This is a genomic window from Acetobacter sicerae (assembly GCF_011516765.1).
Lineage (GTDB): Bacteria > Pseudomonadota > Alphaproteobacteria > Acetobacterales > Acetobacteraceae > Acetobacter > Acetobacter sicerae.
The window spans coordinates 1-19,687 of the sequence record NZ_JAAABN010000009.1 but is presented as its reverse complement, the minus strand read 5'-3'; the positions used below and the strand labels follow the sequence as shown (position 1 = coordinate 19,687).

General features: G+C 56.9%; 17 protein-coding genes. 6 read left to right on the top strand and 11 right to left on the bottom strand.

Annotated features, from left to right (window positions below):
• Window positions 1–13: 13 nt before the first annotated feature.
• The 4 genes from GVI59_RS11025 to GVI59_RS11010 are packed head-to-tail and all read left to right on the top strand — an operon-like array spanning window position 14 to window position 6,264.
• Window positions 14–664, top strand: a complete 651-nt coding sequence (locus GVI59_RS11025) for a cation transporter (protein ID WP_010516881.1) — start codon at window positions 14–16, stop codon at window positions 662–664.
• Window positions 657–2,099: a TolC family protein gene (locus GVI59_RS11020; protein ID WP_019088956.1), complete on the top strand. Its 1,443-nt coding sequence runs from the start codon at window positions 657–659 to the stop codon at window positions 2,097–2,099. The genes GVI59_RS11025 and GVI59_RS11020 overlap by 8 nt, the downstream gene beginning before the upstream one ends.
• The gene (locus GVI59_RS11015) at window positions 2,096–3,130 is read left to right on the top strand and encodes an efflux RND transporter periplasmic adaptor subunit (protein ID WP_011251445.1); all 1,035 of its coding nucleotides are present in this window, start codon (window positions 2,096–2,098) and stop codon (window positions 3,128–3,130) included. Before GVI59_RS11020 ends, GVI59_RS11015 begins: the two co-directional genes overlap by 4 nt.
• On the top strand, window positions 3,130–6,264 hold the full coding sequence (locus tag GVI59_RS11010) for an efflux RND transporter permease subunit (protein ID WP_019092215.1): 3,135 nt from the start codon (window positions 3,130–3,132) through the stop codon (window positions 6,262–6,264). Before GVI59_RS11015 ends, GVI59_RS11010 begins: the two co-directional genes overlap by 1 nt.
• 26 nt (window positions 6,265–6,290) lie before the next feature.
• Here GVI59_RS11010 and GVI59_RS11005 read toward each other — a convergent pair whose 3' ends face one another.
• On the bottom strand, window positions 6,291–6,503 hold the full coding sequence (locus GVI59_RS11005) for a hypothetical protein (protein ID WP_242013065.1): 213 nt from the start codon (window positions 6,501–6,503) through the stop codon (window positions 6,291–6,293).
• A gap of 288 nt (window positions 6,504–6,791) precedes the next feature.
• Here GVI59_RS11005 and GVI59_RS11000 point away from each other — a divergent pair, with 288 nt between their 5' ends.
• Window positions 6,792–7,514 (top strand): hypothetical protein, encoded by a 723-nt coding sequence (locus tag GVI59_RS11000; RefSeq protein ID WP_029604276.1) that lies wholly within the window; start codon window positions 6,792–6,794, stop codon window positions 7,512–7,514.
• Between the two features lie 97 nt (window positions 7,515–7,611).
• On the opposite strand, the gene GVI59_RS10995 is transcribed toward GVI59_RS11000, so the two are convergent.
• On the bottom strand, window positions 7,612–9,669 hold the full coding sequence (locus GVI59_RS10995; RefSeq protein WP_173574327.1) for a ParB/RepB/Spo0J family partition protein: 2,058 nt from the start codon (window positions 9,667–9,669) through the stop codon (window positions 7,612–7,614).
• An 837-nt stretch (window positions 9,670–10,506) separates the two neighbouring features.
• Here GVI59_RS10995 and GVI59_RS10990 point away from each other — a divergent pair.
• A protein-coding gene (locus tag GVI59_RS10990) for an IS5 family transposase (protein WP_366125317.1) occupies window positions 10,507–11,261 on the top strand; the annotation gives its coding sequence in 2 pieces (ribosomal slippage) (window positions 10,507–10,845 and window positions 10,848–11,261; 753 coding nt in all).
• A 270-nt stretch (window positions 11,262–11,531) separates the two neighbouring features.
• Here the strand turns inward: GVI59_RS10990 and GVI59_RS10985 are convergent.
• From GVI59_RS10985 to GVI59_RS10945, 9 genes are all read right to left on the bottom strand, one after another.
• Window positions 11,532–12,314: a cytochrome c family protein gene (locus tag GVI59_RS10985; protein ID WP_029604277.1), complete on the bottom strand. Its 783-nt coding sequence runs from the start codon at window positions 12,312–12,314 to the stop codon at window positions 11,532–11,534.
• Window positions 12,311–13,039 (bottom strand): hypothetical protein, encoded by a 729-nt coding sequence (locus tag GVI59_RS10980; protein ID WP_173574326.1) that lies wholly within the window; start codon window positions 13,037–13,039, stop codon window positions 12,311–12,313. The genes GVI59_RS10985 and GVI59_RS10980 overlap by 4 nt, the downstream gene beginning before the upstream one ends.
• Window positions 13,040–15,139 carry a 2Fe-2S iron-sulfur cluster-binding protein gene (locus tag GVI59_RS10975; protein WP_156478031.1) on the bottom strand — a complete coding sequence of 700 codons (2,100 nt, stop codon included), beginning with the start codon at window positions 15,137–15,139 and terminating at the stop codon, window positions 13,040–13,042.
• A gap of 170 nt (window positions 15,140–15,309) precedes the next feature.
• Entirely contained in the window at window positions 15,310–15,873 is a 564-nt protein-coding gene (locus tag GVI59_RS10970; RefSeq protein ID WP_173574325.1) for a c-type cytochrome, read from the bottom strand.
• Between the two features lie 65 nt (window positions 15,874–15,938).
• Window positions 15,939–16,331, bottom strand: coding sequence for a hypothetical protein (locus GVI59_RS10965; RefSeq protein WP_062497143.1), 393 nt, complete (start codon window positions 16,329–16,331; stop codon window positions 15,939–15,941).
• Window positions 16,332–16,411: 80 nt separating this feature from the next.
• The gene (locus tag GVI59_RS10960; RefSeq protein ID WP_062497145.1) at window positions 16,412–17,218 is read right to left on the bottom strand and encodes a copper resistance protein B; all 807 of its coding nucleotides are present in this window, start codon (window positions 17,216–17,218) and stop codon (window positions 16,412–16,414) included.
• Complete coding sequence (locus GVI59_RS10955) at window positions 17,215–19,047, bottom strand: copper resistance system multicopper oxidase (RefSeq protein WP_062497147.1); 1,833 nt, start codon at window positions 19,045–19,047, stop codon at window positions 17,215–17,217. The genes GVI59_RS10960 and GVI59_RS10955 overlap by 4 nt, the downstream gene beginning before the upstream one ends.
• Before the next feature lie 76 nt (window positions 19,048–19,123).
• Entirely contained in the window at window positions 19,124–19,531 is a 408-nt protein-coding gene (locus tag GVI59_RS10950; protein ID WP_236748168.1) for a hypothetical protein, read from the bottom strand.
• A 2-nt stretch (window positions 19,532–19,533) separates the two neighbouring features.
• Window positions 19,534–19,687 (bottom strand): metal-sensing transcriptional repressor (locus tag GVI59_RS10945; protein WP_173574324.1); only part of this gene is annotated, 154 nt, incomplete at its 5' end.

Sequence of the window (19,687 nt, the reverse complement as noted above, 5' to 3'; positions counted from 1 at the left end):
AGGGAGGCGCTGGATGGCAGGAGGATGCTGTGGTGGATGCACAGATACGCCGCTACCAATCAATAAATCATGGCGGAGAGCGCTCCTGATCGCGCTTTTTCTCAATGCCAGCATGTTTGCCGTTGAAGCTGGGGCTGGCGTGTCGGTTGGATCTGCATCCGTACAGGCGGACGCGATTGATTTCCTTGGCGACAGCGCCAACTACGCAATAAGCCTCAGTGTTGCCGGAATGGCATTGCGATGGCGAGCTGGCGCGGCCTTTCTGAAAGGCCTGACCCTGTTCATGGCTGGGCTATGGGTAATGGCCAATGCTGGGTGGATAGTAATGAACAGCAACCATCCGCCTCACCCAGACGCAATGGGCGGCATTGGTCTGCTTGCCCTCGCGGTCAATCTGGCCTGTGCCCTCATATTATGGACACACCGGAAAGGTGATGCCAACCGCCGTTCTGTATGGATCTGCTCTCGTAATGATGCGATCGGAAATGTTGCCGTTGTGCTGGCAGCTCTGGGCGTGTTTGGCACTCGTTCTGCGTGGCCGGATATTGCGGTAGCTGCCATCCTTGCGATGCTTGGTATTAGTGGAGGTGTGCAGATTATGCGACAATCGAGAGTAGAACTAACAGATAACAAATCAGATATATCACGACATATCAATGTATAAATCATATAATACTCTAGAATATATTAAGCAGGTAAGGAGACGCACACGCTATAATGCGGCATTCATTCTCCTGATTTTTCCCCTGCTCTGTGGCTGTACAAATAGTGATCACTCAAATATTTCGCCGGAATCAGATGTCCAGAAATTTTCCAGCCGTCAATTTACGGATGCCGGATTGCAAGAATTCATTACAAAAGTTCTCGGACCAAACGTATCGAGTCAGGAAAACGCATGGGGCATCACTCGCCTGACGCTTGCTACCTTGTATTTTCATCCCGATATCCTTGTAGCTAAAGCTGAACTGGAAACGGCTCGCGCTGGAATCAAGACAGCCGGTCAACTGCCCAATCCCAGTTTCACGGTGCTGGGTGGCCCATCGGCTCATTACGTCGGCTACGGCGCGTCAATACTGATCGAATTTTTCGGCAGGCGTTATCACCGTATCAAAGAAGCCAGATATCGGGCTGCCGTCGCGCAATGGGAAGTCATCAATACTGCATGGAAACTACGCAGCGACACGCGGTCTGCTCTTCTCGGCGTCTGGGCTGTATCCGGGCGCCTCAAGCTTGTGGAAGAGACTGCGGCAGCTAAACGCGAACTCTTTACCCTGGAACAGGCACGTTTTGATCAGGGGCGAGCATCCGCTCTCGAAATATCGCAGGTACGGACGGAAATGATCCATGCCGAGTTGTCTGTCAGTGATCTGCGGCGCGAGTATGCCGTCCGTAAGGCAGCTCTGGCAGGAGCAATCGGGGTTCCTGCCGAAGCACTTGATTCCATTGCTCTTGATACAAAAGCATTTGATGTCTGTCCCGACCTCATGGAATACCGCGATTCACAGGACATGAGATACCAAGCCGTAATGCAACGCGCGGATCTGCGGGAACTTCTTGCGTCTTATGACGCCGCCCGACAGGCTCTACGGGTCGAAGTTTCCCGACGCTATCCCGATGTCACCATCAGTCCCGCCTATAACTGGGATATTTCAAATCGCTTTGAGGTAAATCCCTCTCTGCAAATTCCGATTTTCAATCAGAACGAAGGCCCCATAGCTGAAGCTGTTGGGCAGGAGCATGAGGCGGCGGCTCGTCTCCGGCGTGCAGAGAACACGGTGTTTAAGTCCATCTCGCAGGCTACGGCCAATTACCGCGGCACGACATCAATTCTGCTACAGGCGGATGAACTTGCCAAAACCGTACGGGTAAGGCTGAACCAGATGCAGCACCGCCTTCAGTCAGGCGCAATCGACCGACCAACGATGGTTATGACTCATATAGAGCAGATTCAAGCAGAGACCGCTCTTCTTGAAGCAGAAATTCAGCAACGGCAAGCCATAGGTCAGATCGAAGATGGCATGCAGCAGCCCATTTTTGATCACACCAGTGCCGCGCAGGTTTCCGGCCTGCTTGAAAATAACCAAAGGAACTCACCATGAAAGCGAGGGCCTTCTGGCTGCCTCTTGTAGGTCTTTCTGTCTTCCTAGTTCTAAACGTGGCGGACATTGCTATTGCAGATGATGATGATCCACCAGTTTCGGTTCTTGGCGCAGAGGCGACCGTGACGGTCTCCCCGGAAGCAGTTACGAAGAGTGGCATCGCTTCTGCACGACCCAGCATCGTGCCTTGGAGAAAGTTGGTTCCCGCCTATGGTTACGTTCTGAACGCAACACAACTTATCACTCTTGTTAGTGATTATGCTGACATGAAAGCGCGGCTGGAGAGCATGCAGGCACAGCAGACGCTTGCCCGTGCGAAACTCGATCGTGACAAAGGACTGTATCGCGACCGGCAGAATATCTCTCAGGAACAATTCCAGGAGACAACAGCCAGATTTCAGTCCAACTCAGCTATGGTAAAAGCAGAACAGGTCCGGGTGAATAACGCACTTAATATTATCAGACAGCAATTTGGTTCGGTCATATCTGACGCTACCGAAAAAAATACAATTTTCATTACACAGTTACTTCAACAACAAGTGGTCTTGGTCAAGGTGACCCTTCCACCAGATACGGATCTACCAACCCCACCAAGTCAGGCGGATGTGACCGATTATGGAAACACGGGTGGACACGGGACAATGCTCCACTATTTGTCTCCTGTAACCATGACCGATCCTGCTATTCAGGGGCGTAGCTTTTTCTATTTTGCGTCGGCTGAAAGTCAGCTTGTCGCGGGCATGAATGTTTCCGTTCTCCTGCCTACCGAAGAGGAACGTCCCGGTATCCGGATACCTGCATCAGCTATTATCTGGCTGCAAGGTAAGTCGTGGATATACCGTGATAACGGACACGGAAAATTTACACGCCTACCCCTTACGACCGACGTGCCGGACCGAGAAGGTGGCTACCTGATCCAAGATACTCCAGGACAAATCACACACGAAACGCAAATCGTCGTAGAGGGTACGCAATTACTTCTGTCTGAAGAATTCCGAGCTCAGCTTGAATCAGGAGACGATGACGACTGATGACGGGACGTTCTTTCAGCCTTCAGGCAGCTATTATCGGGTTTTCGATCCGCTTCCGGGGCGTGGTTATCGCAACCGCATGTCTGTTGTTCTTCTATGGCCTGTATGGCTTGAGACATGCCAGCTATGATGTGTTTCCGGAATTCATTCCGCCACGGGTCACGATCCAGACCGAAGCCGCTGGTTTTACGCCGGAACAGGTCGAAACATTGGTTAGTCGCCCAATGGAAATTGCCCTGACCGGCCTCCCGGGTATTCAGCGCGTGCAATCGACTTCGATTCAGGGACTGTCAGTCGTCAACGTCCTGTTTGCGACATCGACCGATATTTATCGCGCCCGGCAACTGGTCGGGGAACAAATGAATGTTGTTGCACAGCAATTGCCAGCCGGTGTTCATGCTCCGACTATGACGCCACTGACCTCATCCGCCGGTCTGGTACTGGTGATTGGTCTGACGTCGGAACAACAGTCCCTCATGCAGTTGCGCACGCTTACTGACTGGTCATTAAGGCCGCGTCTGCTGGCGTTGCCTGGTGTGGCTGGAGTCAGTGTGTTTGGCGGGGAGCGTCGGTCACTCCAGATACAGGTACATCCAGACCAACTCATCTTGCATCATATCGGACTTGATGACGTCCTTGCGGCTGCCCAGGAAGCAACTGGCATACAGGGGGCCGGCTTTATTGATACCCCGAACCAAAGAGTCGTTCTTCAGTCTGACGGTCAGGCCCTGACGCCAGAAAGTCTGGCCCGCACTGTGATTGTCCGCTCTGATAATGGTGCTGTCACACTGGGCAGTATTGCCACTGTAACTGAAGCCCCTATTCCCGCCTTCGGCGCGGCCAGTATCGAGGGAAAGACAGGCATTGTGGTTAATATATGGGAACAGTACGGTGCCAATACGATGGCTGTGACCCGGGAAATCGAGGCGGCACTTACCGATTTCCGCCCGCAATTGCAGGGACAGGGGATTACATTGCATGCTGACCTGTTCCGACCCGCCAATTTCATTACGACCGCATTGGGGAATGCCACACGAGCATTGCTTCTGGGCGGTTTTCTGGTGGTTGCCGTAATCTTTCTTTTCCTTTTTGACCTGCGAACCGCTGCAATCTGTTGCGCCACCATACCTTTGGCTATTCTGATAGCCCTGTCGTTGCTGGAGACACTCGGGGTTACTTTGAATGCCATGACCCTGGGGGGGCTTGCTATCGCCATCGGCGAGGTCGTGGATGACGCCGTGATCGGGGTCGAAAATGTTACACGCCGATTGCGTGAAAACCGGCTTCTGGTCCAGCCCGCATCTACAGCGCGCGTCGTACTCGATGCATGCGTTGAAGTCCGCAGTGCAGTGGTTTACGCGACCTTTGCTGTCATTATCGTTTTCTTGCCTGTCATCGCCCTTCCCGGACTTTCGGGACGACTGTTTGCTCCACTGGCAACAGCTTATGTTCTTGCGGTCATGGCTTCTCTTGCCGCTGCTGTAACCGTTGTACCTGCACTCTGCGCATGGCTCTTGGCGACGCCTGGAGAAACCCGGAGAGAGCCCCCCCTGGCAGGATGGACCGCCAGAGCTTATGAACGTCTTCTGGCCAGATTAATGCGCCATCCCCGATTTGTTATAGGCGGGATGATCCTGACCACCTTGATAGGGTTTGCGGCCCTTCCATTCCTTGAAAGCGATTTCATTCCTGATTTCAAGGAAGGTCACCTTATCATTCATATGACGGCTGCTCCGGGGACTTCCCTGGAACAGTCTCTGAAATTAGGTAGACAGGTTACAGAAAAACTTCGTCAGCTTCCCGAAATCCGTTCGGTTGCTCAGAGAGTCGGACGCGCCTCGCTGGATGAGGACACGTATGGACCACATACCAGCGAGTTTGAGGTTGATTTGAATCAGGTGGATGGGAAGGCTTCCCGACAGATTGATGCCCGCGTTCGCAAAGCGCTTGACGGGTTCGTTGGGGCCAGTTTTTCTGTCAGTAGTTTTTTGACGATGCGCGTAAACGAAACCCTTTCTGGTTCGTCTTCGGCTGTGGCAATCAATATTATTGGCGATGATCTGGATGTATTGGATATCCAGGCAAATAATATTGTCCGCATGTTGCATCAGATACATGGCGCAACAGATGTCCGGATAGAAGCACCCCCTGGTGTTCCGGAACTTGCTATTCGGCTACGCCCTGCTGATCTGGAGCGCTGGGGGCTTCGGTCGGCGGATGTACTCCGATCCATCCATACAGCCTGGCAGGGTGAAACCGTGGGGCAGATATACGAGCGTTCTGCGGCTTTTAATGTTATGGTTCGTCTTGATGACGCAAGTCGTAATGATGTTGCGTCTGTCGGCTTCCTGCCACTGCATACTGTTCACGGAAACTACGTACCACTCCGCGCTGTCGCAGACATATATGAGACGAACGGTCGCTATCAGGTGTCACATCTGGGAGCACAGAGAACACAGACTGTCACCGCAAATGTTACAGGACGATCAGCTCAATCTTTCGTTCAGGACGCACGCACGGCTATAGCAAAAAATATCAAACTGCCTCTTGGAACCTACGTTCAGTTTACATCCGCAGCGGAAGCTGAATCACAATCACGCAAGGAACTGTTTATAAATTCCGGGCTCGCTGCCATAGCGGTCATGATTCTGCTCTCAATAATCACACAAGGATGGCGCAATCTCGCTCTGATACTCGTCAATCTTCCCTTCGCATTTGTCGGCGGCATTCTGGCAATCATTGTTTCCGGCACAACGCTAACTCTTGGGGCAACAGTCGGCTTCGTTACTCTATTCGGGATTACGCTTCGGAATTCGGTGATGATGATTTCGCATTTTGAGACTTTGGTCGAGCGGGAACATCTCACATGGGGAGTAACAACAGCGCTCCGGGGGGCCAGAGACCGCGTCGTCCCCGTACTCATGACATCGCTCGTTACGGCGCTTGGACTGGCGCCTCTGGCTGTTGATATGAATGCGCCTGGGCGGGAAATCGAAGGACCTATGGCAGCTGTCATTCTTGGAGGGCTCATGACATCAATGATACTTAACCTGTTTGTTTTGCCTATTCTTGCTGTCAAATTTGGTAGTTTTTCTGAAAACGAAACGGGAGTTCCGGAAACCTTGTTCAAGTGACAGGTATGGGCCACTGCTGCACAGAACTACTTGAAGATTATGTCCGATATGCCAATAGAACCCAGAATGAAAACTGCTTCCGTATCACGCTCGGCCAGCATTCGGTCTGGCTCGACCTTCTGGTTGGGTTCGGAATTGCCTTCATGAATCTTGACGCTGTCCAGAAAATCTGGATTGCCGCCCGCACCGAACATCATCGTGTCAAGGCCGAAAACCGAAAGCATCGTTGCCCGATCCAAATGATTTATACTCCCTGCCCAGTGGCTTCGGGCGTGTCTTGCTACGGCCAACCTAAGCGCCTGTATTCTTGCTGGTTATTTCCCATAACGATCACCCCACTCTCGGCTCCAAGTGATAGCGGGGGACTGCGCGGACTATGTCCGTTATGCGAAAGGCGAGCCAACCCACTTTTATGTCCGACATGTAGGCGACAACCGACATTACAATGAAGGACGCGGGACGGAGATCGTCCCTACGTCGCAAAGCCAGACTGGCAACTCGCACCGACCTGGTTCATTGTTTATGTAATGAATCCGTTTCGTTCGCCCGACACCGACCTCCCCCTGTCGCATGCCCTCATCCTGAAGGCCGCGCTGCTGACGATCGGCTATATTGAGGAAAACGGCCCGATCGGCCTCACGCCCACCAAGGCGCTCAAGCGCTATTTTGTCGCGTGGGCCGCCGAGGCATTTGACTGGCCAGCCTATACGGTCGAAGACCTCTACGCCGTTAACAAAGTCCTCAATGAACACGATTTCCCGCCGCTGGTGATCCTGCATGAGGTTCTGCTCAGTGCGAAGCTCGCACGGCATTTCAAGGGAACCCTGCGGCTGACCGACCTGGCGAGAAAACTCAGATCGGAGCCTGCCCGGCTCTGGATGCTGTTAACGACCCATCTCCTCTTTGTCGTTGACCACAGTCCTTACACCCGAAGCGATGAGCCGCTGTTCGGCAACTGGGATATCTTTCTCAACGTCATCAATATCGAAGCCCAGGCTGCCGTCACCGAAGAGCGACTATGTTCGGTTCTCTACGGGGGTGAAGAGGAGGAGATCCGTCACCGGGATTTCAAGCTGACCGCCAGTCTGTACGTCCATGTCCTGCGTCCACTGTGCTGGGCAGGACTGCTCAACGAGCACCGAACCGGTACCGGCCTCAACAGGCGGGATTTCTATACCAAAACACCCTTATGGACAGCGGCCCTCAGGCTTGAAACGGATCGACACCTGCAGCCGGTGACCCGTCACTGACCACCGTCGACAGCCATTCCGGCGTGATGTCGTCGTCCCCATATAAAAGGCGCCTTCCGGAGACCGAAAGGCGCCAATACCAGTCAGCGGGCTGACATCACTCGGCCGCCACCGCGTCCGGGCTATCGGGCATATGAGCTACCCCTGCTCCCCCTTCACTTCGCTCCGCCACGTTCCTCGTCCGCAATGCCTCGGGCAGCCATCCGGAGCCCTCCAGCAGCCGCTCAGCCGCTTGCGCCATGTCACCCTTCTTCATATGGGCGATACGCTCTGCCGCCTCGGCTCCCCGCGCCTCGCGCACGGCTTCGAGGATGCGGGCCTTGGTGACGCGGCCGAGATAGTTCTCCACCGTTGGCTGCCAGCCTGCTTCGGCCAGATCGAGCGCGAGCGCAGTGGCGAGACGGCCTGCTCGCGCAAGCCGCTCCCTGACGCTGCGTGCCAGAGACGGACCATGAGACGATTCATGCAGCGCGTTGATCCCGAAAGACAGGCAATGCGCTAGCAGGGCCAGACGGCTGGTGTCGTCCAGCCGGTCGAGCCACAGCCAGAGTGCAGCCTCGTCTTCCGGCAAATCGTGCTTCCAGCCCTCGTTGCGCTGGCGCAGCGCGTGGGCCGGCAGGCTGCCGGGCATGTCGGGGGAATGGACCTGCAGCGGGATTTCCCGGACATAGGCTTCCAGGCAATCTGCGCCCGAAACCTGCCAGTACAGATCGCGTACCAGCGTGTGAAGCAGTTCGGTCAGCGCGACATGCGGATTGCTGGCAAACGCATCCCGCAGGGCCAGTGTGCGCCAGGCCGTCAGTTCCGTCAGCAGGCGATCGGAAAGCGGTTTCAGTCCGTCTTCCTCCTCGGGGTCGGTATCGGGTGCGCCTTCCCTCCCATCCCCTTCGGCATCATCGCCATCGCCGCGGTGGTCAATGGCGTCGTCATATCTGTCTGATTCGTCCTGATCGACTTCGAGTTCGACCGGCATATCTTCCGGCCGGACGAAACCCCGTGCGACCAGCAGCGTGCCGTCTGTATCCAGGCTGACGAAGACACCGGCCCGGACCATGTCCGCCGGATCGAAGGAAACAGGGCGTTCTTCCAGCGCCTCGATAGCCTGCTCGATTTCACCCAGCCGCGTATCGACGTCCTCCGGGAACTCATCGGCCTGCGCGTATTCCGCCTCAATGGTTTCCTGCTCGCTGTGCAGAGCGGTCAGACGGCCCGCTTCTTCATCGGAAAGTTCAACGGTCGTCCCGTCGATCTCCGCGAACTGCCGTGTGTGTCCCCAGGGGAAGGACAGAGCCGTTTCGACCCATTTCCAGCCTTCGGCTCGGATATCCTCGGCCGCTGCCGCCAGTTTTTCCATCACCAGCCGGTCGAGAAGAGTGGGATCGCCCAGCCAGCCGCCATCGTCGGCTTCGAACAGGTCACGCATGACGGGACCGCCAGCCGCAAGATAGGCGTCCAGCCCGACGAAGCTTACGCGGCGATCCGATGCGCGCACGGTTTTTTCCGTCAGCATGCGGCGGATCAGATAGGGCTCGCGGTTATGGCTCTGGGCAATAATCTCCCAGACCTGCTCCTGCCGCGCAGGATCGTCGCTGATCGAGAAGGCCATGAGCTGTTCCAGCTTCATGCCGTCGTGCTCGTAAATCTCGAGCAGTTTGTCGGACACGGTCATCAGGCGCAGGCGCTGTTTGACCACGGTGGGCACGACGAAGAACGCGGCGGCGATCTCGTCCTCGGACATGCCCTTCTCCAGCATGTCGCGAAAGGCACGAAACTGGTCCAGCGGATGCAGCGCCACGCGCTGCACGTTCTCGGCCAGGGAATCATCCTCGGCGAGAATGGCCGATCCGGCCTCGCGCACGACACAGGGCACCGGGGCCGTTTTCGCCAGTTTCTTCTGCTTTACCAGCAGTTCGAGCGCGCGGAAGCGACGACCGCCGGCTGGCACTTCATAGGTGCCGGTTTCTGCCCCCTCGCCGTTCAGAACGGGCCGGACGTTCAGGCTCTGGAGCAGCCCACGACGTTCGATATCGCGGGCCAGCTCCTCGATCGACAGGCCGGCCTTCACACGCCGCACGTTGGACTGCGACAGCACCAGCCTGTTGAAAGGGATATCACGGGACGCATTGAGGGCGATTTTCTGGATGGCGCTCGCCATGGCGGGACACTCCGTGACGGACCGGCGGAAGACTCTCTCCCCCCTCTTTATCCGTCACGAAATCACTCCCACCCTCTGACTTTTCATGAAAAACCCGAGGCCGATTAAGTCCTTAACCATCCTCTTGTCGGTCGTCCAGCCTGCGTTATCTGCTCCTCGAAACTGGACATGTGTACTCGCAGTATACATCGCAAAAGATGTGATGTTCAGATCTGTATCTGAATCAAAACACCAACATGAACCGCACCGTCAACAGAATATGCTAGGCCCCGTGTAATCCACAGAAAAAGCTACCGAATGTCTCAAACAAAAACGACGCCTCGCCATTCGGCGCTTCTGACTGAAGCCGGATCGCGACATCATGACACCTATTAATTACATCATGATATACACAAACGATGTTTCAAAACCTACTGGACGACGTATTTAGGGCAACCTTGTGCAGTCCAGCGATACGTCGTGATGTTCTCCCCACCCCTTTTGCCGGGAAGTGGCACACCTTCGGGCATTTAAATCCGCCAGACAGTTCTTGAACTCAGCCGTTCCCGGAGTATGCCCCATGCTCCGGCAACTTTGTTTGTCCTCACTGAGTCGACGATCTGTCGTCGTGCCACACGCAGAAAGCAAAGCGATCAAAGAGATACACGTCGTTATTTTAAACGAATTCCTCAAGTATGCGATCATAACGTTCCTCCACCATCATCAATGGTAAGCATATAGTAAAGCCTGAACACTCCTACGGCGTGTCGTCAGTTAAGACCTGAGAGCTTGAAGTGAGGGTTGTACGTTCTGTTGCTCTGTGCTGACTGTTTTTCCGGCTTTGGAGGAGAACAACAGATGCGGCGCTATGGCTTACGTGACGACCAGTGGGAGCGTATAAAAGACTTTCTTCCGGGTCGTGAGGGTCATGTCGGAGGCACTGCTGCAGACAACCGCCTTTTCGTAGAAGCTGTGCTGTATCGCTACCGTGCAGGCATTCCCTGGCGTGATCTTCCGGGCCGTTTCGGGGACTGGAAAAACGTGCACAGACGTCTGCGTCGCTGGTGTGAAACTGGTGTTATTGAGCGGATCTTTCGCCATTTGGCAGCAGATCACGACAATGAATACATGATGATCGACAGCACCATTGTCCGGGCGCATCAGCACAGTGCCGGAGCCCTCAAAAAGGGGGCGCGGATCAGGCCATCGGACGATCCCGGGGCGGATTGACCACAAAGATCCATGCTATCTGCGATGCTCTGGGCAATCCGGTGGAGATCGATATCACACCGGGACAGGATGCGGATATTAACCGGACGGAACCGATGCTGGAAAACATCGATCCGGATGCCTTCCTTGCTGATAGGGCGTATGACGCAGACAGGTTGATCGACCGATTGACAGAGCGCGGGATTACCCCGGTCATACCGTCAAAACGCAATAGAGCGATGCCGCGGAAAACCGACTTCGCTCTTTACAGGGAACGTAATCTTATCGAACGGTTCTTCAATAAACTGAAGCAGTTCCGCGCTATTGCAACCCGCTACGACAAACTGAAATCCACCTTCCTCGCGGCGGTTCAGTTCGCCTCAATCATCATCCTGCTTAACTGACGACACGCCGTAGGAGTTTCCTAATAATTATAGATTTTTTTTGAAGAAATGTCAATTTTTCTATCTAGCCCTAACCTGGAAATAACCCTATTCGGGCCAGAGTAAGCCAACTGCTTGCTTCAAAAGTTTACGACATGCGAAATAATCATGCGTAACGTTCGATATATTTTCTGATTTACAATATATTTTTTGGGCAATGCCGCCGCTTCCAGTGATTTCATCATCACACACGCGTTAAATGGCGATATTCTGACGCAAATTTCGTAAGATTTAATGGTGCTTATACCATCCATACCCTCGAATATTGTTCCATGCATCGGTGGTATGACAGGCATAGCAATGCTCCACCGGGGCATCCTGATGCGCGACGTGCTGCGAAATCATTTTGAAATGCATCATGTAATGGCTGGGCGGCGCCTTGTGACAGGCGTTGCAATCCGTCGATATCTGATCGGCGGGATGTTCGAACGCGGCGATCAGCCATGTATTGGTGGAGTGACAACTCGCGCAATCAGGACCAAAGCGGGCGCGATGAGGATCCACGTTGGAGTGACAGCTTGCGCAATTCAGATGGAGAACGGCATCACGGTCAAGTCGATGATCAGTCGGAATAGCCGCAGCGCTTCCCGGAATCGGCGACGCTCCAACCAGCCCGGCTGAGCGAAGTTGCGCAACGGTGTCTGACCAGAAATCCGCCCTCGTCAATGCACTATGATCCATCACGGTCATATGTGGCCGTTCACCGTGCTCCACATGACAGGACGTACATTGCGTCGCCGCGACATGAAACCGGGTAGATTGCTTATCGGCGAACGACGCCAGAGAATGACATGTCACGCAGTTATTACTCACAACACCTGAAAAGGGCTTGTGACAGGTCTCGCACTGGCTCGCTATAAACTGATGCGCCTTCGAGACTGGTCCCGGACTCACCAGTCCTTCCCAGCCTGGAATGGCGTTACTGCCGGAATGATGCATGGTAAGCGGCACCGCCACACCAACGATTAAGGCCGCGGCCGCAAAAATCGTATAGAGCAGGACGACGGGCTTCATATCCACCTCAACCCGTAATACACGCCCGACCAGATATGAAGAACCAGCAGAAAATAGAGGATCGTCGCAAGAACAATGTGGACCTTACGCCATCGCCCGAACAATGAATTCACGACGTTCTCCGATCTGACAGCGTACTCGACATCTGCCAGCGCGGAGGCGATGGTGGCTTCGCTATCCAATGCACACCGCGTACCCGGATAGGCCGATGTCAAAAGAAGACGCTGAACGATGTTGCGGGGCGCATCCGACGTCTCGGACATCAGATGCGCCATCCCGGCACCGGCAAGTGCGGCGCGAAGTTGTGCCAACTCCTGGGCGCGGCCACGCAGTCCACGGCCGATCTGAATCAACATGTAACGTCCGACATAGCCGCTGATGACGAGGACGAGCATGATGCCGGTGAGGGAAATCCCCATCGGGCTGTCGAATTTGTGGGCCGCGTGGATCAGGCCGAGAATAGGAGCCAGAACGCCGGCATAGATATGCACCGACAGCAGAGTGCGGCTCTCAATCCGAGGTGCAAAATAACGATGCACGACAGGAATCCGCTTTCCCGCCACATAGATCAGCGGCACCAGCATCAGGATGGCGGCGGAAATGCCAATCAGACTGCCAGCCAAGCTTCCGGGAAAGCGCGGTGCGACATGCACCAGAAATCCCAGCGGAAACAAGACCAGCAGGACAACCAGAGCACCAACGACAATTGCGCTGCGTTCCTGCATTTATGCCTCCACCACAAGCGGGCCACCGGTCGTCTTCGCCTGGCAGGCCAGGATGAAGCCCTTGGCCTTGTCGGCCGGATCGAGCCCATCCTCAACCGCCATTGTCACCTGGCCTTGCAGCAGGTGTGTCATGCACATGCCGCAGATCCCGGACCGACAGGAGGATGGAATATTGACGCCTGCCGCATCAGCCGCGTCGAGAACCGTTTCATCCAGTTGCAACGGAGCCGATTTCCCTGAAGTGGAAAACGTAATGGTCGTTGCGGCAGGCGTGACGGCCGGAGATGAGGGGGCCGCCACAGGCCCGACCGCAGGTTCGGCCTTCATCGCGGCTGGTCCGAATGCCTCGCTATGAACATTGGCTTCCGGCACACCGAGATCCGTCAATAACGCTCTCATGCTTGCCATCATCCCGGGTGGGCCGCAGACATGGATACGTCGGTTTGTGAGATCTGGCACCGATTGCTGAAGCAGTTCCTTCGTGATGCGCCCTTCCGGCCCCGACCACTCTGTCCCCGGCGACCGCCGCATGGTGGCAATAACGTGCAGTTTGTCATTGCGACGTTCCAGCCACTCGATTTCCTGGCGAAACACATAGTCGATGCTGGCATGAGCGGAATAGACGAAGTAGATCTCGCCCGGCCAGACGATATCGGTCAGGTATCTCAGGACCGCCATCATCGGTGTGATGCCTACGCCGCCGGACAGCAGGACGATCGAGTCTGCCTCTTCACCCGTAAAGGTAAACATACCCGATGGACCCGCGATCTTTAAAAGATCACCCTCCTTGACCGTGTCATGCAGGTAGCGCGAGACCAGCCCGTGTTCCTCGCGTTTGATCGTTAGTTCGAGATGTTCGACCTGCCCCGGCGACGATGCGATCGTATAGGACCGGCTCGCGGGCTTGCCAGACGTCGGCTCGATGGTGAGTTGCACGAACTGGCCGGGTTTGAAGTCAAAGGGAATCCGCCCCCCATCGGCCGGAACCAGATAGAACGTCACGATCGCCGGCGTCTCCCGAATGATCCGGGCCACTTTCAGGCTGCCACGCCAGAGGCCGTGTCGCGGTACGTCGACGATCGGAGTGGCCGTTCCACCGCCTGGTCCCGGTACAGGGGGAGGCGGGGGAACAGGAGGTGTTGGACCGCCGCCGGTCGACGATGGTGGCATGGGCGGAACCGTTGGTTTCGGTGCGAATGCCGTGGTGGTCGTGAGAATCTCCTGCACACGATGCAACCGCAGGACCTGCAAGATCAGCAGAGCGATCGATACCAGGATCAGGATCGTCATGAACACCAGGTGAGCCGGCGTCAGTCCGAAAAATAGGCCGTTTTGCTGGCTCGCCGCGATTGTCGGCAGACCCATCTGTGCCGTGAACCAGTTGAAAGCCACCATTTGAGGATTAACGAGGCCGGTCGCGGCCGCGCGCGCGGCCATTCCGCTATCGAGCAACGCAACACCGTCATGGAGATGTTGGCTGGACCGACGCATCGTCTCCCACGACAGGGACTGAGTGGCATCGACCGATGCGGTGCCGACTTCGCGAAGACCGTCTTGAAGCCTCTGTGCCGCAATATCGGCCAGCATCTGACGTTCGGCGTCCGTCAGCTTCGGATGCGTCATCATGAAGGTATAAAGCGGCGTGCGACCGCGCGCTCCGCAACAACCTGCGTCGGCCTTGTCCGCCCCGGGAACCGCACTCAATGCCTGCCCAGCCTGGGGCAGCATGCGGCTCATCATATTGCCCTGCTCAGTCGGCCTGGATGATGGCGCACCGGGGATCCCCATCCCGCCCATGCCAGGGTGATGGCTCGCATGCTCGTCACCACCCATCGACATCATGCCGCCCATGTCGGACATGCCTGAGTCGGGTCGAGCGGGGGTCGTCTTCATTCCGCCGGACGATTCGGCACCCCGGTCGGCATCCCGGGGCGCTGCCATAGGCCCATCGTCTTCCGGCTGATCGCGCCGCAGCGCCAGCGAAGGTGGCGGGCTGCCTGCCGTAGGCCCCGCCATAGTGCCGCTAGACATGGCCGGAACGGCAGGTGACTCACCCGGTGCCTGAGCAAATCCCTCTGACATGCTGATGAGCAGTGTCATGATCACGACACTCCCGCTCAAAAAGACGCGCCTCATGCTTTCTCCAACACGCCATCATCCTCGGCAAAGTTCATACCGGCCCGTTTTCCGGATGTCGTCAGGACACCACTTATTACTATACGGGGGTATGGCATATTTTCCTTGATCTCGATCAATTATCCCAGCGGCATCTACTGTCGCGGCATCGGCATATCCATGTCGTGATGCATATGATGCCCGCCGGCTGCTTCTGCCCGAGCGACCAGCGCCTGGTAGGTGGAACTGTTCATTCCCGGAAGTTTCTCGAGAAACGCCACAATGTTCCAGAGATCGTCATCACCATGATCCGCCCAGGACGGCATGCCCGACATCTTGATGCCATGCTTGAGAATCCAGAACAGTTCGCCCGGCGTATAACGTTGCGCTACATCATTCAGAACCGGTGGCTTCGGATACATCCCCTCCGCCATATCCTCGGCCTCGACGCCCGGCGCCGAATGACATGAGGCGCAATGCATCGAAAAATGCGATGCACCACCGACGAGCCGTGCCTGCGTCTCAAGATCGACAGGTGCGGTAATGCCCTCGGCGTGATGCCGGATTGAATGGAGGTGTGCCGTTTCCAGAACACGATAGGTCAGCCGCCAATGCGGCGAGGTGGCGCCCACATCATACAGACCACCGAAAGCGACGGCCGTTCCCGCGCCGATCCCGACCAGCAGAATACCGGCGAGACTCCAGGCTAATCTTTTCATGCGTGCCTCCCTGGGCATCTCCAAGGGCGACGCTTATGGCGCCGCCCCGCTCCATCAGGAATCGATCAGCGCTGATGAACCGCGTCGGGCATGCTCTGCGGCCCCATCGGCATCTTCATGCCGCTTTCCTTGTCACCGCAGCCCATCTTCATCTTGTGATCTGACGGCGCCATGGCGTGGCCGTTCGACATATCCATGCCCTTCATCTTCATACAGCCTCCCATCTTTCCTTTCATTTTCATGCCCTTCTCCATGCCCTCCATGCCGGAACCGGACATGCCGTCCATTTTCATCTTGTCGTGGTCCATCCCCGACATACCGGACATGCCCTGCATCCCGGACATATCCTGACCCTGCGGCTGGGCCGGTGCCGGAGCGGGTGTCTGGGCATGCGCAACCGAGGCTGTGGCCAGAAGTGCTACCAGAGCGGCCGAGATCCTGAAATTGACAGTTAGCATTTGTAAGTTCCTTATCTTTTTTTATCTGAATCGGGACCGCACGGTGCGTCCCGCAACGACTTCACATCGGGCAGGAGCGGTCAGAACCACGTCCTGATCCCGAAGGTGAAATTCAGGTCCTGGACACGCTCATGCCTTGAACGTGCCATGTCGGCGGCCTGACCGAACGTGCCGGAATAACTCACGCCGATATAGGGCGCGAATTTCCGATGCCATTCGTAGCGAAGCCGCAATCCCGTATCGATATCGGACAGCCCGGTTCCGACGCCGCGCGCACGATCGGACGCGGAATAGAAGTTCATCTCGACCTGGGGTTGGAGAATCAGGCGATTGGTCAGCAGGATATCGTAGGAACCTTGCAGACGCCCCGCCGCGCCTCGGTCACTGAAATATGCCGTGGCCTCCACATTGAAGAAATATAGCGCCAGTCCCTCGACCCCGATCGCGCCCCAGGCCCGTGTGGGGCCGTTGTCAATATCGAGACGCACGCCAGTCTGGACATCGAAATACCGGGAGATGGCACGATCATAGAGGGCCTCATGATCTCCATCACCGAACTTGCCGTTTGTGCCGACCGTGCCTTCGGATTTCAGCCAGAGCTTGTCGTAGTCAGTGCCGAACCAAGCCTGCCCATCGTAACGGAACTGCCCGCCATCGGCACCAAAGCGCGCCTCGAACTGGTCGAGCAGCGCATGCATATAGATGTTATGGTCCATGACCGGCTGGATGCCGTTGACATAGACCACGGGCGCGGGAGCCGAGGCGGTCTGCGCTTCCTGGGTTCCTTCGCTCTGGCGTGCCGGGACTGACTGGGCGCGTCCCGTGCCAGGTACCGCGGTAGCCAGTCCAGCGGCAAGGACCGTGCCACCTATCAGACCCCGGATCACGACACCACCACCGTGCGGAACATGCCCACCTCCATGTGGTAGAGCAGGTGGCAGTGATATGCCCACAGCCCGGGTTCGTCCGCCGTGACCAAGTAACTCAGCCGCTCACCCGGCTTGACGGTAATCGTGTGCTTGTAGGGTCGGCAGTCACCCTGCCCATTTTCCAGTTCGCTCCACAATCCATGCAGATGGATTGGATGCTCCATCATCGTGTCGTTGATCAGGACGAAGCGCACCCGCTCGCCCAAAGTCAGACGAATCGGTTCCGCTTCCGAGAACTTCTTGCCGTCGAATCCCCAGATGAAGCGTTCCATGCTGCCGGTCAGGTGCAGGGTGATCTCGCGCGACGGCGGGCGTGGGTCCGCGCCCGGGATCGTGGCCCGCAGATCGGCATAGGTCAGAACGCGGCGACCATTATTCTCCAGCCCGTCGCCCGGCTCCGCCAGCCGGTTGATCGGCATCATGGCGACACTCTGCACCGCGACGCCGGGTTTCAACTCTGTTTTATGCCGCGACGCAGCCGCCATGCCCGGCATATCCATCGCAGCGGCTCCGGGTCTGTTAGCCTCCTTCATGTCCATGTGATCCATGTCCATGCCGCCGCCGGCAGGGGCATCACCGGGCTTCCCCGGCGAACTCCCCATCTCCATGCCCGCCATGCCGCCCTTCATGTCCATATTCCCCATACCCATGTCGGTCATGGTGCGCAGAGGGCGCGGGTCCATGGGGGGAACCGGCCCGGCAAGGCCCGAACGGGTGGCGAGCGTGCCGCGCGCGTATCCGGTACGATCCTCGGCCTGGGCAAAGACTGTGTACGGTCCATCGGCGGTGGGGCTGACAATTACATCGTAGGTTTCCGCTGGCCCGATGCGGAATTCATCGACCGGGATGGGCTCCACGTCATTACCGTCGGCCTGAACAACGGTCATCGTCAGGCCGGGAACCCGCACGTCGAACAGCGTCATCGCCGATGCATTGATGAAGCGCAGGCGAATGCGCTCGCCCGGTCGGAACAGGCCCGTCCAGTTCGCCCCGGGAGACTGGCCGTTGATCAGGTAGGTGTAGATGATGCCCGAAACATCCAGAATATCGGTCGGTGCCATGTTCATGGCACCCCATTGCAGACGATCCCGGATGGTCGCACCCAGCCCCTGTCGATGCGCGTCACGGAAGAACGTGCCCACCGTACGCTGGCGGAAATTGTAGTAATCGCTCTGGAATTTGAGGTTGGAGACGATGTCCTCGGGATCGACGTCGGTCCAGTCGGACAGGACCATCACATAGTCACGGTCGAAATGCTGCGCGTAACCATCCTTCGGATCGATGATCAGAGCCCCATACAGGCCCGTCTGCTCCTGGAAGCCGGAATGGCTGTGATACCAGTAGGTGCCGCTCTGATGCAGCGGGAAGCGATAGGTGAACGTCTCGCCGGGCGCGATGCCGCCGAAGCTGAGGCCGGGCACGCCATCCATGTGGGCCGGCACCCGGAGGCCGTGCCAGTGGATCGACGTGGGCTCATCCAACCGGTTGGTGACGTTCAGTTCGACCGTGTCACCCTGACGCCAGCGCAGGATCGGCGCGGGCGTGGAGCCGTTCACACCCACCGCGTGCATGCGCGCACCGGTGATATTGATCGGTACAGAACCGATCGTAAGGTCGAAACGGGTGCCAGGCAGCGGGTCGGGCCGACCCGACGCCGGCGCATAGACCGGAGCGTAGGCGCCCGCGCTGCCCTGCGGGACGGCCAGCGCCGCCCCCCACAGGCCCGTCCCGACGACGAAACGGCGGCGCGTGATCGCGCTCCGTCCCGCAAGGGATCGTATTGACATGAATAATAGTCCGCAAAAGAGAGAAGGCGGAACCGGTCATAGGTCAATGACCAGTCCTGAGACTGTCAGAACAGAATCAGGCCATCTGTCTGGGCGGTGGCAGCGCCGGCGCGAACCCATGACCGACGATGCGATCTGAGCGAGACAAGCCGAAAGGTGCCGTAACACCTGAGTAATCAAACGCCCTGGTCACGGAGGGCGGCATCAGCCAATTGGCGACGCAGGCACCCTGGGCGCAGCAATCGCCGCAATGATGACATGGATGATGGTCGTGGCACGGTTCATGATTGCAATGTGCGGTCGTCGTATCCGCACGGGATGGCATCTGCATCCCTGGCATGTCGGCCATCGGCTGGGTAACCACAGCAACTGTAGAGGGCAACGTGGCGGCATGACCCGGCATGACGGATGCCAGCATCAGCCCCACCTGCAGAAGCAGGCAGGCCAGCAACCGTCCCAACCGTATCGCGCCGATCTCTTGCACGTCTACCCCGTCATCTTGCTGACCGTTTCGATCAGTTCCCCGATTTTTTCCTGACGCTCCACCGGATCGCCGGATTCGATCGCCTCTACAACGCAGCCCGCGATATGTTCGCGCAGAACAAGCCCCTCGAGCCGATGCAACGCCGCCTTGGCGGCC